Source organism: Mycobacterium sherrisii (genome assembly GCF_002102355.1).
In the GTDB taxonomy this organism is placed as follows: Bacteria; Actinomycetota; Actinomycetes; order Mycobacteriales; family Mycobacteriaceae; genus Mycobacterium; species Mycobacterium sherrisii.
Genome location: NZ_LQPT01000016.1, coordinates 1 through 26,943, shown reverse-complemented (window position 1 = coordinate 26,943; position 26,943 = coordinate 1). Strand labels below are relative to the sequence as shown.

23 protein-coding genes and 1 pseudogene are annotated in these 26,943 nt (G+C 68.8%); 13 read left to right on the top strand and 11 right to left on the bottom strand.

Features of this window, described 5'->3' with window-relative positions; translation table 11 throughout:
* Positions 1 to 49 precede the first annotated feature (49 nt).
* On the top strand, positions 50 to 1,642 hold the full coding sequence (gene guaA, locus AWC25_RS00875; RefSeq protein ID WP_084229171.1) for a glutamine-hydrolyzing GMP synthase: 1,593 nt from the start codon (positions 50 to 52) through the stop codon (positions 1,640 to 1,642).
* A 7-nt stretch (positions 1,643 to 1,649) separates the two neighbouring features.
* On the opposite strand, the gene AWC25_RS00870 is transcribed toward guaA, so the two are convergent.
* Positions 1,650 to 2,255 (bottom strand): hypothetical protein, encoded by a 606-nt coding sequence (locus AWC25_RS00870; RefSeq protein ID WP_069399088.1) that lies wholly within the window; start codon positions 2,253 to 2,255, stop codon positions 1,650 to 1,652.
* A 94-nt stretch (positions 2,256 to 2,349) separates the two neighbouring features.
* Here AWC25_RS00870 and AWC25_RS00865 point away from each other — a divergent pair, with 94 nt between their 5' ends.
* Positions 2,350 to 3,045 (top strand): hypothetical protein, encoded by a 696-nt coding sequence (locus AWC25_RS00865; RefSeq protein WP_069399087.1) that lies wholly within the window; start codon positions 2,350 to 2,352, stop codon positions 3,043 to 3,045.
* A gap of 6 nt (positions 3,046 to 3,051) precedes the next feature.
* Positions 3,052 to 4,632, top strand: coding sequence for a DNA polymerase Y family protein (locus tag AWC25_RS00860; protein WP_198166593.1), 1,581 nt, complete (start codon positions 3,052 to 3,054; stop codon positions 4,630 to 4,632).
* Between the two features lie 6 nt (positions 4,633 to 4,638).
* On the opposite strand, the gene kasB is transcribed toward AWC25_RS00860, so the two are convergent.
* From kasB to AWC25_RS00840, 4 genes are read right to left on the bottom strand one after another with little or no spacing between them, the layout of a single operon-like run.
* The gene (kasB, locus tag AWC25_RS00855; protein WP_085166223.1) at positions 4,639 to 5,892 is read right to left on the bottom strand and encodes a 3-oxoacyl-ACP synthase KasB; all 1,254 of its coding nucleotides are present in this window, start codon (positions 5,890 to 5,892) and stop codon (positions 4,639 to 4,641) included.
* A gap of 48 nt (positions 5,893 to 5,940) precedes the next feature.
* Complete coding sequence (locus tag AWC25_RS00850; protein WP_069399085.1) at positions 5,941 to 6,996, bottom strand: nucleoside hydrolase; 1,056 nt, start codon at positions 6,994 to 6,996, stop codon at positions 5,941 to 5,943.
* A complete protein-coding gene (locus tag AWC25_RS00845; RefSeq protein ID WP_085166222.1) occupies positions 6,993 to 9,011 on the bottom strand; it encodes an SDR family oxidoreductase in 2,019 nt (672 codons plus the stop codon). The genes AWC25_RS00850 and AWC25_RS00845 overlap by 4 nt, the downstream gene beginning before the upstream one ends.
* Before the next feature lie 19 nt (positions 9,012 to 9,030).
* Positions 9,031 to 9,741: a histidine phosphatase family protein gene (locus tag AWC25_RS00840; protein ID WP_085166221.1), complete on the bottom strand. Its 711-nt coding sequence runs from the start codon at positions 9,739 to 9,741 to the stop codon at positions 9,031 to 9,033.
* 93 nt (positions 9,742 to 9,834) lie between these two features.
* On the opposite strand from AWC25_RS00840, the gene AWC25_RS00835 reads away from it, so the two are divergent.
* Positions 9,835 to 10,707: a MaoC/PaaZ C-terminal domain-containing protein gene (locus AWC25_RS00835; protein WP_069399082.1), complete on the top strand. Its 873-nt coding sequence runs from the start codon at positions 9,835 to 9,837 to the stop codon at positions 10,705 to 10,707.
* Here the strand turns inward: AWC25_RS00835 and otsB are convergent.
* Both otsB and AWC25_RS00825 read right to left on the bottom strand, forming a co-directional pair.
* The gene (otsB, locus tag AWC25_RS00830; RefSeq protein WP_069399081.1) at positions 10,704 to 11,789 is read right to left on the bottom strand and encodes a trehalose-phosphatase; all 1,086 of its coding nucleotides are present in this window, start codon (positions 11,787 to 11,789) and stop codon (positions 10,704 to 10,706) included. The two genes, AWC25_RS00835 and otsB, sit on opposite strands and share 4 nt — an antisense overlap.
* Before the next feature lie 41 nt (positions 11,790 to 11,830).
* Entirely contained in the window at positions 11,831 to 13,186 is a 1,356-nt protein-coding gene (locus AWC25_RS00825; RefSeq protein WP_069399080.1) for a wax ester/triacylglycerol synthase domain-containing protein, read from the bottom strand.
* Between the two features lie 164 nt (positions 13,187 to 13,350).
* On the opposite strand from AWC25_RS00825, the gene AWC25_RS00820 reads away from it, so the two are divergent.
* From AWC25_RS00820 to AWC25_RS00805, 4 genes are all read left to right on the top strand, one after another.
* Positions 13,351 to 16,650, top strand: a complete 3,300-nt coding sequence (locus AWC25_RS00820; protein WP_069399079.1) for an error-prone DNA polymerase — start codon at positions 13,351 to 13,353, stop codon at positions 16,648 to 16,650.
* A gap of 168 nt (positions 16,651 to 16,818) precedes the next feature.
* Positions 16,819 to 17,052 (top strand): hypothetical protein, encoded by a 234-nt coding sequence (locus AWC25_RS00815; protein WP_232326905.1) that lies wholly within the window; start codon positions 16,819 to 16,821, stop codon positions 17,050 to 17,052.
* Between the two features lie 23 nt (positions 17,053 to 17,075).
* Positions 17,076 to 17,939: an oxidoreductase gene (locus AWC25_RS00810; RefSeq protein ID WP_069399078.1), complete on the top strand. Its 864-nt coding sequence runs from the start codon at positions 17,076 to 17,078 to the stop codon at positions 17,937 to 17,939.
* The gene (locus AWC25_RS00805) at positions 17,917 to 18,561 is read left to right on the top strand and encodes a nitroreductase family protein (RefSeq protein ID WP_069399077.1); all 645 of its coding nucleotides are present in this window, start codon (positions 17,917 to 17,919) and stop codon (positions 18,559 to 18,561) included. The genes AWC25_RS00810 and AWC25_RS00805 overlap by 23 nt, the downstream gene beginning before the upstream one ends.
* Before the next feature lie 3 nt (positions 18,562 to 18,564).
* On the opposite strand, the gene AWC25_RS00800 is transcribed toward AWC25_RS00805, so the two are convergent.
* Positions 18,565 to 19,029 (bottom strand): tRNA (cytidine(34)-2'-O)-methyltransferase, encoded by a 465-nt coding sequence (locus AWC25_RS00800; RefSeq protein ID WP_069399076.1) that lies wholly within the window; start codon positions 19,027 to 19,029, stop codon positions 18,565 to 18,567.
* A 17-nt stretch (positions 19,030 to 19,046) separates the two neighbouring features.
* Between AWC25_RS00800 and AWC25_RS00795 the strand changes: the two genes are divergently transcribed.
* From AWC25_RS00795 to AWC25_RS00775, 5 genes are all read left to right on the top strand, one after another.
* Positions 19,047 to 19,652, top strand: a complete 606-nt coding sequence (locus AWC25_RS00795; RefSeq protein WP_069399075.1) for a class I SAM-dependent methyltransferase — start codon at positions 19,047 to 19,049, stop codon at positions 19,650 to 19,652.
* Positions 19,653 to 19,841: 189 nt separating this feature from the next.
* Entirely contained in the window at positions 19,842 to 22,604 is a 2,763-nt protein-coding gene (locus AWC25_RS00790) for an ATP-binding protein (RefSeq protein WP_069399074.1), read from the top strand.
* A 7-nt stretch (positions 22,605 to 22,611) separates the two neighbouring features.
* Positions 22,612 to 23,016 carry a serine protease inhibitor gene (locus AWC25_RS00785; RefSeq protein WP_069399073.1) on the top strand — a complete coding sequence of 135 codons (405 nt, stop codon included), beginning with the start codon at positions 22,612 to 22,614 and terminating at the stop codon, positions 23,014 to 23,016.
* A gap of 6 nt (positions 23,017 to 23,022) precedes the next feature.
* On the top strand, positions 23,023 to 23,397 hold the full coding sequence (locus AWC25_RS00780) for a DUF742 domain-containing protein (RefSeq protein WP_085166220.1): 375 nt from the start codon (positions 23,023 to 23,025) through the stop codon (positions 23,395 to 23,397).
* Positions 23,378 to 23,950, top strand: a complete 573-nt coding sequence (locus AWC25_RS00775; protein ID WP_069399071.1) for a GTP-binding protein — start codon at positions 23,378 to 23,380, stop codon at positions 23,948 to 23,950. Before AWC25_RS00780 ends, AWC25_RS00775 begins: the two co-directional genes overlap by 20 nt.
* Positions 23,951 to 23,978: 28 nt before the next feature.
* Here AWC25_RS00775 and AWC25_RS00770 read toward each other — a convergent pair whose 3' ends face one another.
* The 3 genes and pseudogenes from AWC25_RS00770 to AWC25_RS00760 form a co-directional block, all read right to left on the bottom strand.
* Positions 23,979 to 24,500: a cupin domain-containing protein gene (locus tag AWC25_RS00770; RefSeq protein ID WP_069399188.1), complete on the bottom strand. Its 522-nt coding sequence runs from the start codon at positions 24,498 to 24,500 to the stop codon at positions 23,979 to 23,981.
* 194 nt (positions 24,501 to 24,694) lie between these two features.
* Positions 24,695 to 24,862: pseudogene (locus AWC25_RS00765) on the bottom strand (FHA domain-containing protein); the annotation flags it as partial.
* A partial coding sequence (locus AWC25_RS00760; protein ID WP_211281006.1) for an ATP-binding cassette domain-containing protein occupies positions 24,863 to 26,943 on the bottom strand: 2,081 nt, incomplete at its 5' end.

The window sequence follows — 26,943 nt, the reverse complement described above, 5'->3', positions numbered from 1 at the left end:
TGGGTGCTTCTGCAATCCTGCTCGAATCCCGCCACTAAACTCGGTGAGCGTGGCTGAACCTGCTGACCTTGACAAGGTTGCACCCGCGACCCGACCGGTGCTGGTGGTCGACTTCGGCGCGCAGTATGCGCAGCTGATCGCCCGCCGCGTGCGCGAAGCGCGGGTTTTTTCCGAGGTCATTCCGCACACCGCCACCATCGACGAGATCAAGGCCCGGGATCCGTTGGCGCTGGTGCTCTCCGGTGGGCCGGCCAGCGTGTACACCGAGGGTGCCCCGCAACTGGATCCGGCGGTTTTCGACCTCGACGTGCCGGTGTTCGGCATCTGCTATGGATTTCAGGCGATGGCTCAGGCCCTCGGCGGTACCGTCGCCCACACCGGTACCAGCGAATACGGCCGTACCGAGTTGAAAGTCCTTGGTGGCGAACTACATTCGGGTTTGCCCGCGGTGCAGCCGGTGTGGATGAGCCATGGGGACGCCGTCACCGCGGCCCCCGAAGGATTCGACGTGGTGGCCAGCAGTTCGGGGGCGGCCGTCGCCGGCTTCGAAAACCGGGCCCGGCGCCTGGCCGGGGTGCAGTACCACCCGGAGGTGATGCACAGCCCGCACGGCCAGCAGGTGCTCAGCCGGTTCCTGCACGACTTCGCGGGCCTGGGGGCCCAGTGGACCGCTGCCAACATTGCCGACGCGCTGGTCGAGCAGGTGCGCGCCCAGATCGGTGACGGCCACGCGATCTGCGGGCTGTCCGGTGGAGTGGATTCCGCGGTCGCCGCCGCCCTGGTGCAGCGCGCCATCGGCGAACGGCTGACCTGTGTCTTCGTCGACCACGGGCTGTTGCGCGCCGGGGAGCGCGCCCAGGTCCAGCGCGACTTCGTGGCCGCGACCGGCGCCAACCTGGTCACCGTCGACGCGGCCGAGACGTTTCTGCAGGCGCTGTCGGGGGTGACCAACCCCGAGGGCAAGCGCAAGATCATCGGCCGTCAGTTCATCCGGGCCTTCGAGGGCGCGGTGCGAGACATCTTGAGCGAGACCGGGTCCTCTGATAAACAAGTCGAATTCCTGGTGCAGGGCACGCTGTATCCGGACGTGGTGGAGTCCGGCGGCGGCAGCGGCACCGCGAACATCAAGAGTCACCATAACGTCGGCGGGCTGCCCGACGACCTGAAGTTCAAGCTGGTCGAGCCGCTGCGGCTGCTGTTCAAGGATGAGGTGCGCGCCGTCGGGCGCGAGCTGGGTCTGCCGGAGGAAATCGTTGCCCGCCAACCATTTCCGGGTCCGGGACTGGGCATTCGGATCGTCGGCGAGGTCACCGCGGCGCGGCTGGACACGTTGCGGCGCGCCGACGCGATCGCGCGGGAGGAACTGACGGCGGCCGGCCTGGACAACATGATCTGGCAGTGCCCGGTGGTGCTGCTGGGCGAGGTGCGCTCGGTGGGCGTGCAGGGCGACAACCGCACCTACGGGCATCCGATCGTGCTGCGGCCGGTGTCCAGCGAGGACGCCATGACCGCCGACTGGACGCGGGTGCCGTATGAGGTGCTGGAACGCATCTCGACCCGGATTACCAACGAGGTGGCCGAGGTCAACCGGGTGGTGCTGGACATCACCAGCAAGCCGCCGGGCACCATCGAGTGGGAATAGCTCTCGGCTACTGCACGAATTCGCTTGTGCCATAGTCGGTTTGAACATCATCCCAATTCCCGCCGGCCGCGCTGACCAGCTTTTGGGCAAGCTCTCGATCAGCTCGGTCGGCGACCAGGATCAGCGTGTGATCGGTCGCGGTGACCGATCCGCCGCGCAGCCGGGTGCGGGCCGTCGGGTCGGCGGCCAGCGCGTCGCCAAGGCGGGCGATGTCGATGTTGGGCGCGGTGATGATGATTGCGGTGGATGCCTGCCGGGGCAGGTAGTCGAAGGACAACACGGATTCCTGGTCGAACTGACGGCGCAGTGCCTCGCCGGCGCGGTGCAGGGTGGACGGGTCGGTGCTGCACAGGTGAAATTCGCGCGACCGCTCGAAACTGAGCTGCCGCCGAGCGTCGGACCACCAGATGCCGTCGAGCGCGGTGGACCCCGTCACTGCGACGCCGCTGCGGACGATCGTCGCGTCGGCCTGCAGTTCGAACAGGGGATCGGCGGTGTCGGCGACGAAGAGCTCCGCGGGATGGCAGGGATCGGCATGGCTGGGTGCCGGGCAAACGCTACAAAAAAGCACCAGGAGCCCCACCAGCACCGACCGCATAAAGCAGCCTCTCATGTTTCTTGACGGTTGTCGGAGGGTGGGTGTTTACTCCAGCATGAATCGAACATACATTCGAAAATGTGTGAGTAAACGCTGGTAGGAGGCTTGTATGACGGCGGCTGTCGCCTCCGGCCAGGATCGTGCTCAACAGCTCGACTCGTTGCGCCGGCAGATCGCGGTGTTGTCCGGGAATTCGTCCGGGAATTCGTCTGGGGCGGTCGGCGCCCGCTCCGATGAGCTGTTGCCGGACTCGGAATCCCAGCTGCCGGTTCCGGCCTGGCTGGCCGAGGCGCTTCCCGTGCCGTTGCCCCGGGGGACGGTGGCGGTGCTGTCCGGGGCCCGGTCGCTGCTGCTGAGCATGGTTGCCGCGGTCACGGCGGCCGGTGGAAACGCGGCCATCGTCGGCCAGCCGCAGATCGGGCTGCTGGCCGCGGCGGAGATGGGGGCGGATCTGAGCCGGCTCGCGGTGATACCGGACCCCGGCACCGACCCGGTGGAGGTTGCCGCGGTGCTCATCGACGGCCTGGATCTGGTGGTGCTCGGCCTGGGCGGGCGCCGGGTATCACTGACCCGGGCACGGGCGCTGGTGGCGCGGGCGCGCGCCAAGGGCTGCACCTTGCTGGTCACCGACGGCGACTGGCAGGGCGCGCCGACCCGGTTGGAGGCCCGGGTCTGCGGCTACGACATCACGGCCGGTAACGGGGGCGCCCCCGGCTGCGGATTCGGACGCATCAGCGGGGTCCGGCTGCAGGTCAGCGGGGTATGTGCGGGCAGACGAGTGACCGGCCGGACGCGAACCGGGTGACGTCGGATGTCTTCCCGGGTGCTGGCCGTCTGGTGCATGGATTGGCCCGCGGTGGCGGCGGCGGTAGCAGCGGGCCTGCCGGTGACCGATCCGATCGCGGTCACGCTGGCCAACCGGGTGATCGCCTACTCCGCTGCGGCCCGGGCGGCCGGGGTGCGACGGGGACTGCGGCGCCGGGAAGCGGCGGCGAGGTGCCCGCAACTGCACGTGGCCACCGCCGATGCCGACCGCGACGCCCGTTTTTTCGAGGGGGTGATCGCCGCGGTCGACGATCTGGTGCCCCGCGCCGAGGTGCTGCGGCCCGGGCTCCTGGTGCTGCCGGTGCGCGGAGCGGCCCGCTATTTCGGATCCGAAGAGCAGGCGGCCGAGCGGCTGATCGACGCGGTGTCTGTGAGCTCGGTAGCCGGTGCCGAGTGCCAGGTCGGGATCGCCGATCAGCTGCCCACCGCCGTCTTGGCCGCCCGTGCGGGTCGTATCGTCCCGGCGGGCGGCGATGCAAAATTCCTGTCGGTGCTGTCGATCCGGCAGCTGGCCACCGAACCGAGCCTGTCCGGCCCGGGGCGAGAAGAGCTCACGGATCTGTTGTGGCGCTTGGGGATTCGTACCCTGGGACAGTTCGCCGCCTTGTCGTCGACCGACGTGGCGTCCCGGTTTGGCGCGGACGGAGTCAGCGCGCACCGGCTCGCCCGCGGTGAACCCGGGCGGGGACCGTCGGGGCGGGAACCGCCGCCCGAACTCGAGGCGGTGCTGGATTGCGATCCGCCGATCGACCGGGTCGACGCGGCGGCCTTCGCCGGTCGCTCGCTGGCCGGCGCATTGCACCAGATGTTGATGTCCGCCGGTGTGGGATGCACCCGGCTGTCCATCTACGCCGTCACCTCCCACGGTGAAGAGCTGAACCGGGTGTGGCGATGCGCGGAGCCGTTGACCGAGGACGCCACCGCCGATCGGGTGCGCTGGCAACTCGATGGGTGGTTGAGCAACCGGACCGGTCGCACCGGCCCCACCGCCCCGGTGACCTCGCTGCGGTTGCGGGCGGTGGAGGTGGTCTCCGCCGGGGCGCTGCAGCTGCCGCTATGGGGTGGTCTCGGCGAAGAGGACCGGCTGCGGGCGCGCCGCGCGCTGGTGCGAGTGCAGGGCCTGCTCGGCCCGGAGGCGGTGCGGGTACCGGTGCTGTCCGGCGGTCGGGGCCCGGCCGAACGCATCACGCTGACCCCGCTGGGTGACGAGCCGGTGCCGGATGCCGACCCGGGGCTGCCGTGGCCCGGCCAGTTGCCGGACCCGTCGCCGGCGGTACTGCTCGACGATCCGGTGGAATTGCTTGACGCGCAAGGCAATCCGGTGCGGGTAACCGCCCGGGGGATGTTCTCCACCGATCCCGTTCGGTTGGTCGTCCGCGGCCAGGTCGACCCGCTGCGTTGGTGGACCGGACCGTGGCCGGTCGACGAGCGGTGGTGGGATGACCGGCCACAGTCCGGTCCCGGGGGCGGTCGCACCGCCCGGGCTCAGGTGCTGCTGGAAAGCGAGCGTGCGCTGCTGCTGTGCTACCGGCAAAGGAGGTGGTATTTGGAAGGAAGTTACGAGTGAGGGGACTCAGTACCGGCCGAACGCCACGGCGACATTGTGGCCGCCGAATCCGAACGAGTTGTTGATCGCGTAGCGATAGTTGCCGGGTCGTGGTTGGCCCGCCACCACATCCAGGTCGATTTCCGGATCGAGGTTTTCCAGGTTCAGCGTCGGCGGGACCACCTGGTCCCGCAGGGCCAGCACGGTCAGGATCGACTCCACCGCGCCGACCGCGCCCACCGAGTGGCCCAGCGCCGCCTTGGGGGCATACACCGCCGCCTTGTTGCTGCCCAGCGCGTTGTTGATGGCCTTGGCCTCGGCCAGGTCGCCCACCGAGGTGCCGGTGGCGTGGGCGTTGATGTGGTCGATGTCCCCAGGGGTGAGGCCCGCCAGCTGTATCGCCCGGGTCATCGCATGCCCCGCGCGTGCGCCGTTGGGGTCCGGCGCCACCATGTGGAAGCCGTCCGAGGTGATGCTCGCGCCCATGATGCGGGCCAGAATGTTGGCGCCACGGGCCTTGGCGTGTTCCTCGGTCTCGATCACCATCAGCGCGCCGGCCTCGCCGAACACAAACCCGGTCCGGTCCCGGTCGAACGGGCGGCAGGCCCCGGCCGGGTCGTCGTTCTTGGTCGACATCACGATGCGCATCTGGGCGAACGCCGCGATCGCCACCGCCTCGATCCGCACCTCCACGCCGCCGCAGATGGCCACGTCGGCCTCGCCCAAAACGATGTTGCGCCAGGCCTGCGCAATGCCCTCCGAACCGGACGCGCACGCCGATATCGGCGTGATCACGCCGGCCCGGGCGCGACGTTCCAGCCCGATCGCCAGGGCGGGCCCGTCGGGCATGTACTTCGACACCGCCAGCGGCGAGACGGCATTCTTGCCGCGTGCGCGCAGATCGTCGTAGCTGAACACGATCTGTTCGGCCGAACCCAGGCCGGTGCCGACGGAGACCAGCAGCCGGTTGGGGTCCACCTCCGGGGACCCCGCGTTCTCCCAGACGCGGCGACTCAACACGGTGGCGATCTTCTGCAGCCAACCCATCCGGTGCCGCTCGGCGCGAGTCAGTCCGTGGTCGAAATCCTCCAGCAAGTGCCCGCCGATGCGCACCGGCAAGTCATAATGTTCGACGAACGAGTCATGCAGATGACGGATTCCACTTTGCTTGTCCAGCAACAACTTCCACGTGCTCTCGGCATCCGTTGCCAGCGCAGTCGTCATCGCAATGCCGGTAACCACGACATTCGGAAGTGCTTTCCCCGTAACCAGCTCTGTCATTGCGAAGGTCCTTCCTGCTGACTAACGCAACCGCGCCCTGTTACGCCACTATTCCACAGCCCCGCCGAGCTGCCTCGCGAATGGTCCCACACGTTCGATGAACCGGTCAAAGAACGCCGCGGGATCGACGCGAACGCCGATGCGCGCGTTCGGTTCTCGGCGTCCGGACCAGTCGGTCACGGTCATCCCCCGGGTCAGGGTCCCGGCCAGCTCGACGTCCACCCGCCCCGTGCGGGTCGCCACCAACTCCGGGTCCAGCGCGATTGCCGCGGCCAGCGGGTCATGCAGGTGCGCCAGATAGCCATGCCCGTTGTCGCAATAGCCTTCCATGTAGAACCGGATTGCGTCTTCGATCACCCGGATCACCGGATTAGACGCCGTCGATCGGGTTCCGCGTTCGTCCTGCACGCTCATCGTTGTCGTCGTCGACCCCGCGGCGGCGGCCAACCTCGCCAAAATTTCCGGTGTGATCGCGACCGTGCGCGTGAGGTCCAGGCCGCACAAAATCGGAAGCTGTTGTGGTTCAAGGTTTTCCGCCGACCAAGCCCGGAAGACCTGGTCCGCGGCCTCTGGATCGACGCTGATGTTCCATTCCGCCACCGCGGTGGTGTTCCCGACGTGGTCGTAGGACCCGCCCATGATCACCAGCCGGCGCAACAACGTGGGCAGCGCGGGCTCCGTGCGCAGCGCCAACGCAAGGTTGGTCAACGGCCCGGTCGCCAGGCCGATCAGCTCACCGGGCCGGGCCCGCGCGGCACGTACCCACGCGGTCGCCGAGTCGTAGTCGGTCAGCGCGGTGTCGCTGGGCGGCAGGTCGGCATAGCCCAGGCCGCGCGGGCCGTGCACTTTCGAGGGGGTCCGCAGCGGGCCGGTCAACGTCTCGTCCGCCCCCTTGGACACCGGGATGCCGGTGGCGTGGCACAGCTCGAGCAGACCCAGGTTGTTCGCGCAAACCTGTTGTACGTCAACGTTTCCACCGGTTGAGGCGATGCCAACAAGCTCGGCGTCCGGGCTGGCCAACAGGTAGATCAGGGCCAACGCGTCGTCGACACCGGTATCGACGTCGACGAAGATCGGTGCCGTGGGACCGGCGACCGCCGTCACCAATGAATCCCGGGCACCAGGCGGACCGCCTTGCGGACCGGCCGGGGCACCCCGATGCGGCCGACCGCCCGGACCGGGCGTCTGGGTCGTCTCGTCACCGGGGTCGGCGCCGCCGGGTGCTCAGTCGGCGTCTGTGCCGGCGCCACACCCAGGGCCGCCGCGGAATCGGGATATCCCAGGTACACCTGATGCAGAATCCGCCGCGACGTCCTGGGCAGCAGATAGTTGCCGGCCTCGGCGAGGGTGCCCAGCGGGGTGTCGATGCGAGCCGGCTTCTCGACGAGTCCGCGCACCACCATGGCCGCCGCCCGTTCGGGGCTGATCGGTGCGACCGGGTTGAGCCGCTGCGACGGCGCGATCATCGGCGTCTTGACCAGCGGCATGTGAATGTTGGTGAACGTGATGTGGTCCGACAGCGTCTCGGAGGCCACCACGTCGGAGAACGCGTCCAGCGCCGCCTTGGTCGGCAGATACGAGCTGTACTTCGGGTTGCGCGCCAGCACGCCGGCGCTGGACACGTTGACGACGTGACCGAACCGGCGCTCTCGCCAGTGCGGCAGCAGCGCCAGCACCATCCGCACCGCGCCGAAATAGTTGACCGCCATCACCCGCTCATAGTCGTGTAACCGGTCGGTGGAATTGATCACCGAACGGCGGATCGAGCGTCCGGCGTTGTTCACCAGATAGTCGACGTGGCCGAACCGGCCCAGGATGTCTTTGATGGTGTGTTCGACCGAGTCCGAATCGGTCACGTCGCACGTGAAGGCGTGGGCCTGACCGCCGTTGGCGCGGATCTCGGCGACCAGCTCGTCGAGCGCGGATCCGTTGCGTGCCAGGGCGAAAACGGTGGCACCCCGCTCGGCGACGGCGATCGCCGAGGCCCGCCCGATGCCGCTGGACGCGCCGGTGATGATGACATGCCGGCCCCGCAGCGCGCCGGCCGGATCGTCGCGGCGGGCCCGGTCGGGGTCGAGGTGTTCGGCCCAGTACCGCCACAGCTTGGGCGCGTAACTGCCGAACTCAGGAACCTCGATGCCGGTGTCGCGCAACGCGTTTCGGGTGTTGTCGCTGACGAACGTCGGCGCCAGGTCCACCAGGTCCAGGACCTCGGCGGGAATACCCAGCTGGGTGGCCGCCATGTTGCGCAGTACCTTGGCCCGCCCACTGACCTTCAGCACCGGGGTGGCCACCGCCCGCGGCAGCGATCCGCGCAGCGGGGGCAGTCCGGCCGCTTTGGCCACGCCGCGGTAAATCCCGCGCAGCCCAATGGTTTTCGGTGAGGTCAGATGGAAGGTTTGACCATCGCGGCCCGCGGCGTGCAGCAACTCGACCAGCGCGTCGACCACGTAGTCGACGGGGACGATGTTGGTCCGGCCGGTGTCGGGCAACAGGATCGGGGTCAGCGACGGCAAAATCGCGAGCTTGGCCAGCACGCCGAAGAAGTAATAGGGCCCGTCGATCTTGTCCATCTCGCCGGTTCGCGAGTCGCCGACCACCACCGCCGGCCGGTAGATCCGGTAGCGCAAGCCGGGGGTGGACCGCACCAACAGTTCGGCCTCGAACTTCGTCCGGTGATACGGGGTGGGCAGCTGCTGACCCACGTCGAAATCGTCTTCGGTGTATTCGCCCCGGAAATCGCCGGCCACGGCGATCGACGACACGTGGTGGACGGTGGCGTCCAGCCGCTGCGCCAACGCGATGACGGCGCGGGTGCCCTCGACGTTGGCCGCGCGTTGCTCGGCCTCGCCGGCGGTGACGTCGTAGATCGCCGCGCAGTGCACCAAGTGGTCGACCCGGCCCAGCTCCGCGACGGTCTCGTCGGTCGGTTGCAGCCCTACCACGTCACCGACCAGCGGTTTGACCCGTTCGCCCCACTCGGCGGCCAGCCGTTCGAAGCGCCCGAGCGACTGCCGCCGGACCAGGACCCATACCCGCGCGTCGGGCCGGGTGTCCAACAGGTGGGCCACGACGCGGCGCCCGATAAACCCGGTACCGCCGGTAACGACATACCGCATGCAGTCATGGTAGCGGGGTTCAGCTGAAGTTACGGATCCCGTCCCAATCAACCAGCGTCCACCCGTTGGTCGGATTGCCGGTGATCACCACGCGGCCGATGTTGGGCAGCGGATGGCTGGTCAGCAGGCTCGTTTTGCCGTTGACGGTGTTCATCAGGGTCCACGTCATGATCGCGGCGCCCTGGGAGAACACCACCGGTTTGCTGTGGCCGCTGTTGTAGATCTTGTTGACGGCGGCGGTGAACTGATCGTTGAACTGTTTCCCGCTGATCGAGCCCGGGATGCTGTTGCCGACGTCGCCGTCGATCCAATTGACCGGCGCCAGCAGGTACGTCGCGCCCGACATCGATTCGGGTTTGCCGTTGTACCAACCGGCGTTCAGCGATTGCACACCGTTGAGGATTTCGACCTGTTTGCCGAGCTCGCCGGCCAGCGGTCCGGCGGTCTGCTGGGCCTCGGCCATGGCGGAGGCGTAGACCGCGTCGAAGTCGTTGCGGCCGCTCTGGTGGGCCACCTGCTGGGCCTGGCCCTTGCCCTCGGCGCTGAGTCCGGGGCCCGGCGGGTCGGTGTTGATCACGCCGTCGGCTTCGGCTTGCGTCTGGGCGTTGCGGATGAAGGTCACCGTGATCGAGCGTGCCTGCGTCGAACCGCCGCAGGCACCGGCGACGAGTGTTGCGGCGAGTATGGCCACCAGCTTCGAGGCATTTCCGAACTTGCTGCGCGTCCCCATGGCGATAGCCTGCCCTGCCGACGGCCCCCGGGGGAAGGGTTTGCAATGGTTGTCTGCGGAAAAGCTCGAATCTTCAAGATTGAGGAGACTCGTATGGCGATTGACCCGACTGCCATCGGCGCAGTGACCGAGCCGATGTTGTTCGAGTGGACCGATCGGGACACCATGCTGTACGCCCTCGGTGTCGGGGCGGGTCTCGACGATTTGTCGTTTACCACCGAGAACAGCCACGACATCACCCAACAGGTGCTGCCCACCTACGCCGTGATCTGTTGCCCGGCCTTCGGGGCCGCCGGCAAGATCGGAAAGTTCAACTGGGCCATGCTGTTACACGGTTCGCAAGGCATCCGCCTGCACGCCCCGCTGCCGCCGGCGGGCAAGCTGTCCGTGGTCACCGAGGTCGCCGATCTGCAGGACAAGGGTGAGGGCAAGAACGCGATCGTCATGCTGCGCGGGCGCGGCACCGACCCGGACTCGGGCCAGCTGATCGCCGAGACGCTCACCACGCTGGTGCTGCGCGGCGAGGGCGGCTTCGGTGGTCAGCCGGGTCAGCGGCCCGTCGCGCCGGAATTTCCCGACCGCGAGCCCGACGCCCGGATCCCCCTGCCCACCCGCGAGGATCAGGCGCTGATCTACCGGCTCTCCGGGGACCGCAACCCGCTGCACAGCGACCCGTGGTTCGCCCGCGAGCTGGCCGGATTCCCCAAGCCGATCCTGCATGGCCTGTGCACCTACGGGGTCTCGGGCCGTGCGCTGGTCGCCGAGCTCGGCAAGGGCGTGGCGGCCAACATCGTCTCGATCGACTCGCGCTTCACCTCGCCGGTGTTCCCCGGTGAGACGTTGACGACGCTGATCTGGCGTACCGAGCCGGGCAGGGCGGTGTTCCGCACCGAAGCGTCCGGGGCCGACGGCGCCGACGCGCGCGTGGTGCTCGACGACGGTGCGGTGGAGTACACCGAGAGCTAACCGGTCGCGGCCAGCTGGCGGGCCAGCCGGTCGACGAACTGGGCGACCCGGGCCGGGCTGTCCAGCGCGTAGATCGCGGCGGTCGCCCGGTCGCCGTCGTCGTTGTGCCGCACCAGGATCGGAATGCCCGCGGCCGGGTCGTCACGCACCGCGTCGAACGCGTCCTCGTCGGTGATGTCGTCGCCGAGATAGATCGGGGTCACCTGCGCCGCGCCGGCCAAATGATCGATCACCCAGCGCAGGGTTTTGCCCTTGTCCCAGTCGACGTCGGGACGCAGTTCGATGACCTCGCGGCCGGTGGTCACCCGCAACCCGTCACGGCGTCCCGCGGCGCGCACCGCAGCCGCCACCTCACCGACACGCTCGCGTGCCGCATTGCGGTAATGCACGGCCACGCCAAATCGCTTGTGTTCCACCACGACTCCGGGAATGGCGCCGAGCCGCTCGCGCAGCTGGTCGGCCGCCTGGGTCAGCACCGGCACGGTCGCGGCCGCGGCCTCGTTCTGGTGGTGGGTCCCGTCCGGCGCGGTCAGTTCGAATCCGTGGCTGCCGGCGTACCAGATGCCGGGCAGTCCGACCCGCTTCGTCACGTCGGCCAGGTCGCGGCCTGACAAGATCGCGACCGGGCACCGCGCGGCCAACCGCTGCAGCGCCGCCCTGCCCCCGGCGACCAGTTGGGCCGCGTCCGGATCGTCGACGATGTCCGACAGCGTGCCGTCGAAGTCGAAGAACACCGCCGGGTGCCTGCCGGGGAGGTCCTCGTCAAGCAGCCGGGATGCGTCGGCGAGCTGGGACATGCGCCGGTCGCCGGCGCGGACGGTGACGCTGCTCAGCTCCTGCGCGTCGATCACCAACGCGAACCCGCCATCGCGGGCGGTCGTGGCCGTCGCCTCGCTCGCGGCCACGACCGCGCAGCGTCCGGCCCGAATGCCCCGCAGGTCGTCGGCCGAGGTGAAGGTGTCCGTGGTGACGCCGGCGTCACGCAGTTGCGTGGCCAACGCGGGCGGAATATCCAGCGCGGCATCGAAGAGCACCGCGTCGTGACGGCGCGGGTCGATGAGTAGCGGCTCCGAGTCGGGCACCGATCCACCTTCTCACGGTGATCGCCCCCGCCCGGTCCGGGTCAGTGCCGCGCCCGCGCGCTCGGATGGGTCGGCGGCACGCCGCGCGGCAGCGCGCGGGCCCGGCGGCCGCGGCGATCGCTGCTGAACAACAGGACGGAGTCCTGGCTGAGCGCGGTCAAACGCGCCATCTCCCGTTCGATTCCGGCGGCGACCTGCTGGAGTTCCGGCGCGGCGTCGTACTCGGCGGTGATGCCGAAAATCAGCTCGTCGCCGTAGCTGAGCACGGCGACCCCGCTGGGCAGCTGCGAGGCCGTCGGCGGGATCGGCAGTAGCCGTTCCACCGTGGCGCCCATCAGCGCCAACCGGTGCCGCGGCCCGGGGGCGTTGGTCGCAAGCGTCACCACGCCGGGCTGCGGCAGCCGGCTCAGCACTAATTGAAATGCCTTGGCGCACAGGGCTATCGGCGTTATCGGCATGAAACTCGGCCGACCATCGGGCTTGGGCGTGTTCAGTCTGCTGTGCACGATCCGCAGCCGCTGCACCGGGTCGGTGTGCTCGACCGGGAGGTAGGGCAGCTTGCCGGCGATGTCGTCGGCCCTGTCCAGGGTGCGCACCGACCCCGGTCGGGGCTGTTCGCCGCGATGCAGCAGCATCGCGCGGAAGCCCTCGGTGATCGCGGCGAGTGCCACGTCGTTGGTCGTCACCCGGAACTTGCCGCACACCGCGTCCACCGCGGCCAGCGGAACACGCACGGTGCCGTAGCGGCGCATCGTGACCACCGGGGCGGCCGACGAGATCCGCGCCGCCGACCAGATGGTGTCGGCCAGGTTGTTGGTGATCTCGAGGGCCGACTCCAGGGCCATCTCCAGGGCCCCGGCCCAGCCGCCCTTGCGGATCGGTGGCGGCGGATCCGGTTCGGACACAGGCTGATTGGCGAACATCTTACCGTCGGCGTCGTCGCAGAGCCGGGTCAGCAGGTGCGCGGCCGGGATGATCTCGGCGAGGTGGTAGTGAACCTTGATCAGGACCGCCCACGTGCCGCGCAGGCCTTCGACGGCCCAGCACTCCCACGGCGGCCGGTCCGGGTCGAGGGGCCGTGCCATGGCGTGGGCGACCGCCCGCGACAGGTCGGCTTCGTCGCCGGGGCGGGCAACCGCAACCCGGTGCAGGTGATGGCCGGGGTCGAACGCCGGGTCGTCGGTCCAGTGCGCCGCGCCGCTGAGCGGGTGCGTGCGCAACACCTGGGTGCATCGCGGTACTGCGAGAATACGTTCTGCCAAAAGGGCTTTGAGCCGACCCAAGTTGGGCGCCGGGCCGTCGATGATGGCGACCGCACCGGTCACCATGCCGGCCTGCCGATCCGGATCCGCAGCCGCGCGCAAGCCCGTATCCAATGCCGCTGTCAGCTGTACCATCTGCAGTTCCCGCCCGTCGTCGGCTCCGTACCAGTATTCGTCGCGGCGGTGCGATCGCGGTAGGTCCTAGTCCGTTAAGACTGTGTTTAGAAGTTGAAGCCCCGTTTAACAACAGCTTTAACAACCCTGCACGTAATCGAACATACATTCGATAGACTGTTCGGATGGGTTTCAGCAACGAGCCGCGCAGTTGGGCGGAGATGGAGCGGCTGCTCGACAGCAAACCGCGGCACGCCGGCACGCCGATTGCCGCGGAGCCCGCGCCGGAGGCTCCCTGGTCGCGTAAGCGCCCGGCCTATCGGCCACCAGACGGTGGTCGGGCGGCCCGCTCGCCCGTCGCCTACGCCGAGCTGCACGCGCATTCGGCGTACAGCTTCCTGGACGGGGCCAGCACACCCGAGGAGATGGTGGAGGAGGCCGCCCGGCTGGGTCTGCGCGCGCTGGCGCTGACCGACCACAACGGTCTGTACGGTGCGGTGCGGTTCGCCGAGGCGGCGGCCGAACTCGACGTGCGTACCGTGTTCGGCGCCGAGCTGTCGCTGTCGCCGGTTCCGCGCACCGAAACGCCGGACCCGCCCGGCCCGCATCTGCTGGTGCTGGCCCGCGGCCCGGAGGGCTACCGGCGGCTGTCGCGGCAGCTGGCCGCGGCCCAGCTGGCCGGTGGGGAGAAGGGCAAGTTGCGCTTCGACATCGACACCCTGACCGAGGCGGCGGGCGGGCATTGGCACATCCTGACCGGTTGCCGCAAAGGCCATGTGCGCCAGGCGCTTTCCGAGGGCGGCCCATCGGCGGCCGAGCGGGCGCTGGCCGACCTGGTGGACCGGTTCGGTGTGCACCGGGTCAGCATCGAGCTCACCCATCACGGTCAACCCCTCGACGACGAACGCAATGCGGTGCTGGCCGGGTTGGCGCCGCGTTTCGGCGTCGGCGTCGTCGCCACCACCGGCGCGCATTTCGCGGGGCCGTCGCGGCGCCGGCTGGCCATGGCGATGGGCGCGATCCGGGCGCGGCGGTCGCTGGATTCGGCCGCCGGATGGTTGGCCCCGCTGGGTGGCTCGCATCTGCGGTCCGGTGCGGAGATGGCCCGGCTGTTCGCACGGGTGCCTTTCGGGGGACCTGACGTGGTGGCCGCCGCCGCCGAACTCGGCGAGCAGTGTGCGTTCGGGCTGGCGCTGATCGCGCCGCAGTTGCCGCCGTTCGACGTGCCCGCCGGCCACACCGAGGACAGCTGGCTGCGGCAGCTGACGATGGCGGGGGCACGGGAACGCTACGGGCCGCCGGAGAGCGCGCCGCGCGCGTACGCCCAGATTGAACGTGAGTTGAAAGTCATTGCGCAGCTGAGTTTTCCGGGCTACTTCCTGGTGGTGCACGATATTGCCCGGTTCTGCCGGTGCAACAACATCCTGTGTCAGGGCAGGGGATCGGCAGCCAACTCCGCGGTCTGTTACGCCCTCGGTGTGACCGCGGTGGATCCGGTGGTCAACGAGCTGTTGTTCGAGCGGTTCCTGTCGCCGGCCCGCGACGGGCCGCCCGACATCGACATGGACATCGAGTCGGATCAGCGGGAAAAGGTCATCCAGTACGTTTACGACAAATACGGTCGTGACTACGCCGCTCAGGTCGCCAACGTCATCACCTACCGGGGAAAGATCGCGGTGCGCGACATGGCACGCGCCCTGGGTTACTCGCAGGGGCAGCAGGACGCGTGGAGCAAGCAGGTCAACCACTGGAACGGGCTGGCCGATTCACCCGATGTCGAGGGCATCCCCGAACAGGTGATCGACCTGGCCAATCAGATCCGGAACTTGCCGCGGCACATGGGGATTCATTCCGGCGGCATGGTGATCTGTGACCGTCCGATCGCCGACGTGTGCCCCGTGGAATGGGCGCGGATGGAGAATCGCAGTGTCCTGCAATGGGACAAAGACGACTGCGCGGCCATCGGTTTGGTGAAGTTCGACCTGCTCGGGCTGGGTATGCTCTCGGCGCTGCACTACGCGATAGATCTGGTGGCCGAGCACAAGGGCATCGAGGTGGACCTGGCCAAACTCGACCTCTCCGAGCCGGCGGTCTACGAAATGCTGTCCCGCGCCGATTCCGTCGGAGTGTTCCAGGTGGAGTCGCGCGCCCAGATGGCGACGTTGCCCCGGTTGAAGCCGCGGGTGTTCTACGACCTGGTGGTCGAGGTCGCGCTGATCCGTCCCGGGCCCATCCAGGGCGGATCGGTGCATCCCTACATTCGGCGGCGCAACGGCCTAGACCCGGTCGTCTACGACCACCCGTCCATGGAACCGGCACTGCGAAAGACGTTGGGAGTGCCACTGTTCCAAGAGCAGCTGATGCAACTGGCGGTCGACTGCGCCGGCTTCTCCGCCGCCGAGGCCGACCAATTGCGCCGCGCCATGGGATCCAAGCGTTCGACCGAGCGGATGCGACGGCTACGCGGCCGGTTCTACGACGGCATGCGCAGCTTGCACGGGGCCACCGACGAGGTGATCGACCGGACCTACGAAAAACTGGAGGCGTTCGCCAATTTCGGCTTCCCGGAAAGCCATGCGCTGTCCTTCGCGTCGCTGGTGTTCTATTCGTCGTGGTTCAAGTTGCACCACCCGGCCGCGTTCTGCGCGGCGCTGCTGCGCGCCCAGCCGATGGGTTTCTATTCACCGCAGTCGCTGGTGGCCGACGCGCGCCGACACGGTGTGCTGGTGCACGGCCCCGATGTCAACGCCAGCCTGACGCACGCCACCCTGGAGAATGCCGGCACCGAGGTCCGGCTCGGGTTGGGGGCGGTTCGCCATATCGGCGAGGATCTGGCCGACAAGCTGGTTGAGGAGCGAAAAGTCAACGGCCCCTTTGCTTCTCTGCTGGACCTGACGACCCGGATCCAGCTTTCGGTACCGCAGACCGAAGCGTTGGCGACGGCGGGGGCGCTGGGCTGTTTCGGGGTGTCGCGGCGGGAGGGGTTGTGGGCGGCCGGGGCCGCGGCCACCCAACGCCCGGACCGGTTGCCCGGCGTGGGCTCGTCATCCCACGTGCCGGCGCTGCCCGGGATGAGCGATCTGGAGCTGGCCGCCGCCGACGTGTGGGCCACCGGCATCTCCCCGGACAGCTACCCGACCCAGTTCCTGCGGGCCGACCTGGACGCGATGGGCGTGGTACCCGCCGAGGCGCTGTTGAGCGTGCCCGACGGCGATCGGGTGCTGATCGCCGGCGCGGTGACCCACCGGCAACGGCCCGGCACGGCGCAAGGCGTGACGTTTATCAACCTCGAGGACGAGACCGGGATGGTCAATGTGCTCTGCACTCCCGCGGTGTGGGCCCGGCACCGCAGACTGGCCAACACCGCCCCGGCGATGCTGGTGCGCGGCCAGGTCCAAAATGCCAGCGGCGCAGTCACTGTGGTGGCCGAGCGGCTGGGCCGCCTCACCCTGGCCGTCGGCTCGAAATCCCGGGACTTTCGCTAGAATCGCTTGGAATCGCTTGGAATCAGTTGTATTGACTACAGTTTCAAGGAAGCCGGAATGAAGTTCAGGGGCACTCGCCGCGGCATTGCGCTATTGGGTTGCGCTGCGGCGGTTGTTCTTTTCCCCGCCGTGGCCAAAGCAGATCCGGCTGACCCGCATCAGCCGGACATGACAAAAGGCGACTGCCCGGGCGGTCGTTGGGGCTACGGCAGTTTGGCGGTGTGCGACGGAGACAAGTACCCCGACGGGCCATTTTGGCACCAGTGGATGAAATCCTCGATCGCCGGGCCGCAGTTTCACTACGACTGCGTCGGCGGTGACGAACCTCTCCCGGGCCCGCCCCCGCCCGGTGGCTGCGCCGGCGCGATCCCACCCGACCAGCCCCCGCCGCCCGCAACCTGACCTGAAGGAGAAAAGGAGAAGACGTGTCGGAGAAAGTCTGGTTTCTCACCGGAGCCTCGCGCGGGTTCGGACTCGAGATCGCCCGCAAGATTCTGGCGCAGGGCGACCGGGTGGTGGCGACCGCGCGGCGCGCCGCGCAGATCCTGGACCACCTGCCCGACGCCGGTGACGCGCTGCTGGCCATCGACCTCGACGTCACCGACGCCGAGCAGGCCGCGCGGGCGGTGCAGTCGGCCGTCGACACGTTCGGCCGGATCGATGTCCTGGTGAACAACGCCGGCCGCGGTCTGCTCGGCGCCGTGGAGGAGGCCTCCGACGCCGCGGTCCGGGCCGTCTACGAGGTCAACGTGTTCGGCACCCTGAACGTGCAGCGGGCCGTGCTGCCGGTGATGCGCGCTCAGCGCGACGGCCACATCATCAACCTCAGCTCGGTCGGCGGACTAATCGGCAGCCCCGGCTGGGGCATCTACTGCTCGACCAAGTTTGCGCTCGAAGGCTTCAGCGAGGCGCTGGCCAAAGAGGTGCGGCCGCTGGGCATCCGGGTCACCATCGTCGAACCCGGCTACTTCCGCACCGACTTCCTCGACGGGTCCAGCCTCGAGACCGAAGCCAACGTCATCGCCGACTACGACGCGACCGCCGGGGCGGTGCGTGCCCGCGCCGCGGACGTCAACCACGCCCAGCCGGGCGACCCGATCAAGGCGGCCGCGGCCATCGTCGACATCGCCTCGGCCGCTGAGCCGCCGGTGCATCTGCTGCTGGGCGCCGACTGTGTCGCCGCGGCGGAAGCCAAGATTGCGGATCTGCAAGCCGACATCGAAGCGTGGCGGACGTTGTCTACCTCGACCGACCTAGAGTCGACGCATGACCCTGGATCTCTCCGTTGATGAACTGCTGACCACCACTCGCTCGGTGCGCAAGCGCCTCGACTTCGACAAGCCGGTGCCTCGCGAAGTCCTGATGGAATGCCTCGAGCTGGCGTTGCAGGCGCCCACCGGGTCCAACGCGCAGGGCTGGCAGTGGGTGTTCGTCGAGGACGCCGAGAAGAAGAAGGCGATCGGCGACATCTACGTGGCACATGCCCGGCCCTACCTCAGCGCCCCGAAACCTGAGTATGGCGAGGGCGACACCCGCGGCGAACGGATGGGCAAGGTGGTGGATTCGGCGACGTACCTCGCCGAGCACATGCACGAGGCGCCGGTGCTGCTGATCCCGTGCCTGGAAGGCCGCGAAGACAAGTCGCCGATCGGTGGGGTGTCGTTTTGGGCGTCGCTGTTCCCGGCGGTGTGGAGCTTCTGCCTGGCGCTGCGCTCCCGCGGCCTGGGCTCGTGCTGGACGACGCTGCACCTACTCGGCGACGGCGAACGCAAGGCCGCCGAGGTGCTCGGGATTCCCTACGAGGAGTTCAGCCAGGGTGGGCTGTTCCCGATCGCCTACACCAAGGGCACCGACTTCTGTCCGGCCAAGCGGCTGCCCGCCGAACAGGTGACGCACTGGAACAGCTGGTAGCCGCTACTTTGCGCCCGGGTAGCCCTGCTGGCGCCAGGCCTCGTAGACGGCGATCGCCGCGGCGTTGGACAGGTTCAGCGATCGCCGGCCCGCCAGCATCGGGATGCGCACCTGGCCGGTGATGCGCGCATCGGCCAGGATCGCGGCGTCTAGGCCGTCGGGTTCCGGGCCGAACATCAACACGTCGCCGGGGCGGTAGGCGACGTCGGCGAACACGGTCGGCGCGTGCGCGGTGAAGGCGAACACCCGCGCCGGCAACACCGCCTCCCACGCGTGCTGCAGCGTCGGGTGCACCGTCACCGAGGCCAGATCGTGATAGTCCAGTCCGGCGCGGCGCAGCTTGGGTTCGGATAGATCGAAGCCCAGCGGCTCGACCAGATGCAGTTCGGCGCCGGTGGCCGCGGCCGTGCGGATCGCGTTGCCGGTATTGGGCGGGATCCGGGGCGACACGAACATCAGCTTGAACACAACGCGATAATGGTCGCATGGTCGAGCAGAGCATCTGGATGCAGAAGGTCGCTGCCGATCCGGGACATTCGCATTGGTACATCGAACGATTCCGTGCCATGGCTCGCGCCGGCGACGACCTGGTCGGTGAGGCGCGCCTGGTGGACGCGATGGCGCCCCGCGGCGCCCGCATCCTCGACGCCGGCTGCGGGCCCGGCCGGGTGGGCGGGTACCTGGCCACGGTCGGTCACGACGTGGTCGGTGTCGACGTCGACCCGGCGCTGATCGCCGCGGCCGAACAGGACTATCCCGGCCCGCGTTGGGTGGTCGGCGACCTCGCCGAACTCGACCTGCCCGCCCGCGGCATCGCCGAACCGTTCGACATCATCGTCTCGGCCGGCAACGTGATGGCGTTTCTGGCGCCGAGCACCCGGGGCCGGGTGCTCAGCCGGCTACGGGCCCACCTCACCCACGACGGTCGCGCGGCGATCGGGTTCGGCGCGGGCCGCGACTACGAGTTCACCGAATTTCTGGCCCACGCGGCGGCCGCCGGCCTGACGCCCGACATGCTGCTGTCCACCTGGGACCTGCGGCCGTTCACCGCCGACTCGGACTTTCTGGTCGCAATCCTGCGGCCCGCGTAGCCCGGAGCTATCTGGTCAGTAACGATCCTGGTGACGCGGGCCGTTGGCTGTCATACTCGTCGAATTGCCACGCGTTTACCGCTCGCGCGTCGCGGCGTGGGGGAAGCGGAACAAAAGCAGGAAGCTCATGAGTCTCTCGTTTGATTGGGCGCGCGGTGCCGGCGCAGCCGCCGGTCGCGCAGCCGCCGCATGACCATGTTCAACCGCCCGGCCGCCCCGGCCGAGGCGGCGCCCACCGAAATCGCTGCGGCCCCCGCCAGTTCGGCAGCTTCGGCGAAACGGCCGCCGGCGTGGTCGCCGAGCAACTGGCCGGTCCGGTGGAAAGTCCTTGCCATTGTGCTGGTTCCGCTGATCCTGGCCGGGCTGTTCGGTGGGCTGCGGGTCAAAGACGCGATGGCCAGCTCCAGCGGACTACGGCTGGCCGCCGCCCGCGCCGACATGCTGCCGGCGCTCACCAAATACATGTCGGCGCTGGACGTGGCGTTGCTGGCCGGTTCCACCGGCCGCGACGTGGTCGGCGCGAAGAAGAATTACGAGGCGCGCAAGGGAGAGCTGCAGACGCGGCTGGAGGACACCGACGTCACCCCCGACGTCCGGTCGGGCGTGCGCACGCTGCTGGACGGCGGTCAATCGCTGCTGGACAAGGTGGCCGACAACAGCCTCGGTTTGCGTGACCGGGTGACCACCTACGCGCCGCTGCTGTTGACGGCCGAGGATGTCATCAGCGCCTCGGTGCGGGTCGACGATGCGCAGATCCGCGCCCAGGCACAGGGATTGAGTCGCGCGGTCGGCGCCCGGGGTCAGATGACGATGCAGGAGATCCTGGTGACCCGCGGCGCCGAGCTGCCCGAACCGCAGCTGCGGACCTCGATGATGACCCTGGCCGGCACCGAGCCCTCGACGCTGTTCGGCATGAGCCAGGTGCTTGGCGCGGGCTCCCCGGACAGCAAGACCCTGCAGCAGCAGATGGTGACCCGGATGGCGATCATGTCGGATCCGGCCAGCGTGCTCGTCGACAATCCCGACCTGCTGCGTTCGATCCAGGCCACCGACACGATCGCCGAACGGGTCATCGCCGACGCGACCGCCTCGGTGACCAAGGCGGTGCACAGCCAGGCCGACGCACGACGAGCCGCCGCGATCCGGGACGGCGTGCTGGTGCTGGCCGCCATCGCGCTCGCCCTGATCATCGTGGCGTTGATGGCGCGCGCGCTGGTGGTGCCGCTGCGGGTGCTGCGCGACGGCGCGCTCAAGGTCGCCCACACCGACCTCGAGGAGGAGGTCGCCCGGGTCAAAGCCGGTGGCGCCGAACCGATTCCGGCTCCATTGCCGGTGTACACCACCGAGGAGATCGGCCAGGTCGCGCACGCGGTGGACGAGCTGCACACCCAGGCCCTGCTGCTGGCCGGTGACGAGGCGCGGCTGCGGCTGCTGGTCAACGACATGTTCGAGACCATGTCCCGGCGCAGCCGGTCACTGGTCGACCAGCAGCTGTCGCTGATCGATCGGCTGGAGCGCAACGAAGAGGACCCCGAGCGCCTGGACAGCCTGTTCCGGCTGGATCACCTGGCCGCCCGGTTGCGCCGCAACAGCGCCAACCTGCTGGTGCTTGCCGGTGCCCAGCTGGCCCGCGACCAGCGTGCGCCGGTGCCACTGTCCACCGTGATCAACGCGGCCGTCTCCGAGGTGGAGGATTACCGCCGCGTCCAGATCGCCGCGTTGCCCGAGTGCATGCTGGTCGGCGGGGTCGCCGGCGGGGTCATCCATCTGCTGGCCGAGCTGATCGACAACGCCCTGCGCTACTCGCCGCCGACGAGCTTTGCCCGGATTTCGGCGGCACGCGGGCGGCAAGACCCGCACGGCGTGGTGCTGCGAATCGCGGACTCGGGCCTGGGCATGAACGACGCCGACCGGCGGATGGCCAACATGCGGCTGCAAGCCGGCGGCGAGGTGACTCCCGAAAATGCCCGGCACATGGGGCTTTTCGTGGTGGGGCGGATCGCCGCGCGGCACGGCATCCGGGTCGGGTTGCGCGGGCCGGCGCCCAACGAGGGGCAAGGCACGACCGCCGAGATTTATCTGCCGGCGGCGGTGCTGGCCGACCCGTCCGACGGGCAAACCGCGGTGCCGGCCCGGGAACGGATGCGGGCGGTCTCATCACCGAGCGCCAAACTCGCCAGCGCGGTCACCGCGCCGCCGGAGGTGACAACGACCACGATGGCCGCGGCGCCGACGAAAGCCGACGGGACGCCGCCGAAAGCCGACGGGACGCCGCCGGTCACGTTGTTGCCGCGCCGCAGCCCGGGGTCAAGCGGCATCACCGACGTTCCCGCCCCGCCTGCCGCGCAGGAGACACCCCGGCGCCGACGCGAGCTGCCCACCCCGAGGTGGGAGCAGGACGACGCGGCCCGGCCCGCGCCGCCGGCCCCCCCGAAGGCGCCGGCCCCGAGCGTGTCGGACACCTCGGCGTTCTTCGCCGCCCGGCCCCGGGTCCAGCCCACCGAAACCGCCCGGCCGACCGAGCCCACCCCGCCCGCGTCCGGCGGCGTACCGAGCGACGACGTGATCTACCGGCGGATGCTCTCGGAGATGATGGGCGACCCGCACGACCTGGTCGACAGCCCCGATCTGGACTGGAAGTCGGTATGGGATCGCGGCTGGTCCCTGGCCGCGCAGGCCGAGGACAAGCCCGTCGAGGAGCACACCGCCGAGCACGGCTTGCCGGTCCGCACCCCCGGCGCCCGGCTGGTGCCGGGGGGCGGGGGCGGCGTAAGCGCCGACGAGCAGCACCCCGACCCCGACCATGCGGGTTCCCTCGTAGGATCGAACGGCGGGTTGCACGCGGCCCGCGACCCCGAGGCGGTTCGCGCCTCGTTCAGTAGCCACTTCGGCGGCGTGCACAGCGCACGGTCGCACGCTCGGCACTCGAGTCAAGGAACCGAACAGGAATGACCCAGCAATGACGGGGCCTGGCAATTCGCTGGACTGGCTGGTGACGAAGTTCGCCCGCGAGGTTCCCGGCGTCGCGCACGCGCTGCTGGTGTCCGTCGACGGCCTGCCCATCGCCGCCAGCGAGCGGCTGCCCCGGGAACGCGCCGATCAGCTGGCCGCGGTGGCCTCCGGGCTGGCCAGCCTGGCGACCGGCGCCGCGCAGCTGTTCGAGGGCGGTCCGGTGCTGCAATCGGTCATCGAGATGCAGAACGGCTACCTGTTGCTGATGCGGGTCGGTGATGGGTCGCATCTGGCGACCCTGGCCGAGACACAGTGCGACATCGGTCAGGTCGGCTATGAGATGGCCATGCTCGTCGAACAGGTGGGCGGTGTCGTGCAGTCGGTGCGCCGCTCGGTACCCGAGCGCTCGTGAGCCGCGATGGACAGACGCGAATCCGGGCCGCCCGCGCGTGAAGCGAGCCTGGTCCGCCCGTACACGCTGACGGCGGGACGCACCCACGCCGGGGTCGACATTCCGCTGGAGGCGCCGGTGCAGACGTTGCAGGCCGGGCTGTCCCTGCGGTGGCCGCCCGACGATACGAGAGGCAAGATCATCCAACTGTGCGTCACACGACCATCGGTAGCCGAGATCTCGGCCCGGCTCGATCTGCCCGTCGGCGTCGCGCGCGTCCTGGTCGGGGATCTGGTGCTGTCCGGCTACCTGCGGGTGCATCGGACGTTGACCGACGCCTCGACCCGCGATGAGCGCCACGAACTCATAGGAAGGACCCTGCGTGGTCTCAAGACACTCTGATTCCGGTGCGACCGCTTCGACCAAGATCGTCATTGCGGGTGGGTTCGGCGCCGGGAAGACCACGTTCGTCGGCGCGGTGTCCGAGATCATGCCGTTGCGCACCGAGGAGATCGTCACCGACGCCTCGGCCGGTGTCGACATGCTGGAGGCCACGCCCGACAAGCGAACCACCACGGTCGCAATGGATTTCGGCCGGATCACGTTGGACCGCGATCTGGTGCTCTACCTGTTCGGCACCCCGGGGCAGCGGCGGTTCTGGTTCATGTGGGACGACCTGGTGCGCGGCGCCATCGGCGCGATCATCCTGGTCGATTGCCGTCGACTGCAGGACAGCTTCGCCGCGGTCGACTTCTTCGAGCACCGTAACCTGCCGTTTTTGATCGCGGTCAACCAATTCGACGGCGCGCCAAGGTATCCCGTGCACGCGGTGCGCGAGGCGCTGGCTTTGCCCCGACATATTCCGGTGATCAACGTCGACGCCAGGGATCGCAGGTCGGCGACCGACGCGCTGATCGCGGTGAGCGAATACGCCCTGCACCGACTGTCGGCGTGACCACCATGCCGTCCTGGCCTGTTCGCCGTTAGGTCTTCTCCTCGGCCGGCAATGTCGGCAGTTCGATGCCGACGGAGGCATTCTCCTCGACGCTGCCCAGCCAATAGCCGTAATCCATCGCGAGTTCGACGAATCGCGCCATCGCCCGCGGGGTCGGCGGCCGGCCCTGCGGGCCGGACAGTTCTCGAAAGAACTGTCCCAGGCGCGCCGTGGTGACGATGAGGTCCACGGCAGGCTCATCGGAGATGTTGCGGTGGGCGTGCACAACACCGCCCGGTACGTGCACGTAGTCCCCGGCGCGGGCATCGCGCCACGTCAGGTCCGGCCCGTCGGCCACCAGGACTTGCTGAGTACCGGACAGGACCAGGAAGCCTTCGTAGTCGTCGTGGCTGTGCAGCGGCACCGTCACGCCCGGTGGCACGACGCCACGCATGATGCAGATCTCGTCGCTGCCCCCGGCATCGCCGGGACCGTTGTTGAGAAACTCGATGGTGGGACCCAACACGTCGAAGACGCGGTTACCGGTTCCCCCGGCTAAATTGGTGTACACAGCGCTGGTCTTCGTGCCTCTTTCCACCACGGGCCTTTCTGCAGTCGGGGCCCACGACGCGTCGGCAATTGGCCGATGGTCATGGGGATTCATCAAATCCGGCTTCCGCCGGACGCCGCCAGGATCTAGTGGCTCCTTGGTCAGAGGGCAAAACTACGACGCGTCAGCGCCGCAGCCGGATGCGCCACCACACCGCCCCGCTCGAAGCGCAGCAGCAGGTGCGCCCGGGTGACCAGGGGGTGTGCCACGCGAACGTCGGCACGCACGTCGCTGCCGGCGACGACCTCGCCACCAGGGGCCAAACTGACCTCGGACCGATCGGATCTGCCGGTCAGTACCGGTTGCGCGGGGCTACGTGTCAATTAGCGTCGTTTCAGCCGGATCTTCCACCACACGATCGCGCTATAGGTCACGCAGAGAACGCCGAGCATGGCCATGTCGAACAGCAAGATGTGTTTCGAGTGTTGCCATATCGGGTCGTCCGTGGGGATTTGCTTGACCTTGACCAGTGCCGGAAAGTCGATCGACGACGCGGCCGCCGCGTAGCCCCAGCGTGCCGGTGTCAGCCAGGCCAGCTGCTCGAGACCCGGGCGCTGGTAGACCGGGATCATTCCGCCGGCCAGCACCAACTGGCTCATGATCGAGACCACCAGCAGGGGCATGATCTGCTCGTTTGACTGCGCGAAGGCGGACAGCAGCAACCCGAAAATGGCCGACGCCACGCACGCCCCCGCCACGGTGACGAACAGCGACACCGTCGAATCGCCGAAGAACAACGCGGGCTGGGTGGGCGCGCCTTTGCCGAGCCGCACGATGAACACCGCGATCGCGGCCTGCATGGTCGCGAAGAGGCAGAACACCGTGATCTTGGCCAACAGGTAGGCCCCGGTCGACAGGCCGACGGCCTGTTCCCGGCGGAAGATTGCGCGCTCGCCGATGAGGTCGCGGATGGTCAGGGCCGTGCCCATGAAGATGGCGCCGATGTTCAACAGCACCATGATGTACTGCGGTTGGGTCGGCGCCAGGCCGAGTGGGTCCGCGGGGCCGAGACCGGGTTTGGGCCCCTTGACGGTCAGGGACAGCGCGCCGATCAGGAACGGCAGCACCGCCAAGAAGATGGTGTAGCCGCGGTCGGAGAGGACCAGACGCACTTGACGCCGGGCGATCGTCGAGATCTGCCGGCGCAGGTCGGTCGGTGGCGGGTCGCCCAGGTCCGCCGGGCTTTCGGGCGCCGGCGGCTGCATCGACTGTTGTTGGCGCTCCTTGAAGCGGCGATTGGCCTCGTCGGGGTCGGCGCCGACACTGGCGAAAATGTCGGCCCAGTTGCGCGTGCCCATGACGGCTTCGACCTGGTCGGGCGGGCCCTGGAACGCGGTCTTGCCGCCCGGTGCCATCAGCAGGATCTGGTCGCACACGTCCAGGTAGGACACCGAGTGGGTGACCACCAGAACCACTCGTCCCGCGTCGGCGAGCAGGCGCAGCATCAGCATCACCTGCCGGTCCAGCGCCGGGTCCAGTCCCGAGGTCGGCTCGTCGAGCAGCAGCAGCGATGGCTGGGTCAGCAATTCGAGCGCGACGGAGGCGCGTTTACGTTGTCCGCCCGACAGTTTGTCGACGCGGGTGTCGGCGTGCTTGGTCATCTCCAGCTCTTCGAGCACCTGCGCGACCACCTGGGCGCGTTCCGCCTTGCTGGTGTCCGGCGGCAGCCGCAACTCGGCGGCGTAGCCGAGCGCCTGGTTGACCGTCAGCTGCCGGTGGACGACGTCGTCCTGCGGGACCATTCCGATCCTGCTGCGCAGCGAGGCGTAGTCGGTGTGGATGTTGTGACCCTCGAAGGTCACCGAACCGGCACTGGGGCTGGTGTACCCAGCGATCAGCCGCGACAGCGTGGTCTTGCCGGCACCGGAGCCCCCGATGATCGCGGTCAGGGTGCCGGGCCGCGCGGTCAGCGAGATGTGGTCGAGCAGCTGCTTTCCGTGGTCGACGGTGTAGCACACCGAGTTCACTTCCAGACCGCCGCTGCGCGTGGCGGCTTCGGTGCGCCGGACCAGCGTGTCGCGGGTGAAGACGAGGTCGACGTTGCCGATGGTGACCACGTCGCCCTCGGCGATGACCGCCGAGCCGACACGGACGCCGTTGACGAAGGTCCCGTTGACGCTGTGCGCGTCGCGGATCTCGGTGCCCAGCGGTGTCTGGATCAAGAATGCGTGATGGCGCGAGGCCAGAACATCCTGGATGACGATGTCGTTGTCGGTGGCCCGGCCGATCGTCTGCGCGCCGACGGGGGTCTGGATGGCGCCGGACCGAGACGGCAACAGCGCCTGGAACATCTTGGTCGCGAGGTTGCTCACCTCGGGCGCTTTGACCTCGGCGGCGACGGGCGAGACCTGGGTCTGCGGGGCGGCGGGCGCCGGCCTGGGCAACCCGTGTATCCGACGTCGGT

Bases quoted from the DNA above. Each gene is read 5' to 3' on its own strand.
- AWC25_RS00870 (WP_069399088.1), bottom strand. From the start codon at position 2,255: ATGAGAGGCTGCTTTATGCGGTCGGTGCTGGTGGGGCTCCTGGTGCTT.
- AWC25_RS00865 (WP_069399087.1), top strand. From the start codon at position 2,350: ATGACGGCGGCTGTCGCCTCCGGCCAGGATCGTGCTCAACAGCTCGAC.
- AWC25_RS00860 (WP_198166593.1), top strand. From the start codon at position 3,052: ATGTCTTCCCGGGTGCTGGCCGTCTGGTGCATGGATTGGCCCGCGGTG.
- kasB (WP_085166223.1), bottom strand. From the start codon at position 5,892: ATGACAGAGCTGGTTACGGGGAAAGCACTTCCGAATGTCGTGGTTACC.
- AWC25_RS00845 (WP_085166222.1), bottom strand. From the start codon at position 9,011: ATGCGGTATGTCGTTACCGGCGGTACCGGGTTTATCGGGCGCCGCGTC.
- AWC25_RS00840 (WP_085166221.1), bottom strand. From the start codon at position 9,741: ATGGGGACGCGCAGCAAGTTCGGAAATGCCTCGAAGCTGGTGGCCATA.
- AWC25_RS00835 (WP_069399082.1), top strand. From the start codon at position 9,835: ATGGCGATTGACCCGACTGCCATCGGCGCAGTGACCGAGCCGATGTTG.
- AWC25_RS00825 (WP_069399080.1), bottom strand. From the start codon at position 13,186: ATGGTACAGCTGACAGCGGCATTGGATACGGGCTTGCGCGCGGCTGCG.
- AWC25_RS00820 (WP_069399079.1), top strand. From the start codon at position 13,351: ATGGGTTTCAGCAACGAGCCGCGCAGTTGGGCGGAGATGGAGCGGCTG.
- AWC25_RS00815 (WP_232326905.1), top strand. From the start codon at position 16,819: ATGACAAAAGGCGACTGCCCGGGCGGTCGTTGGGGCTACGGCAGTTTG.
- AWC25_RS00805 (WP_069399077.1), top strand. From the start codon at position 17,917: ATGACCCTGGATCTCTCCGTTGATGAACTGCTGACCACCACTCGCTCG.
- AWC25_RS00795 (WP_069399075.1), top strand. From the start codon at position 19,047: ATGGTCGAGCAGAGCATCTGGATGCAGAAGGTCGCTGCCGATCCGGGA.
- AWC25_RS00790 (WP_069399074.1), top strand. From the start codon at position 19,842: ATGACCATGTTCAACCGCCCGGCCGCCCCGGCCGAGGCGGCGCCCACC.
- AWC25_RS00785 (WP_069399073.1), top strand. From the start codon at position 22,612: ATGACGGGGCCTGGCAATTCGCTGGACTGGCTGGTGACGAAGTTCGCC.
- AWC25_RS00780 (WP_085166220.1), top strand. From the start codon at position 23,023: ATGGACAGACGCGAATCCGGGCCGCCCGCGCGTGAAGCGAGCCTGGTC.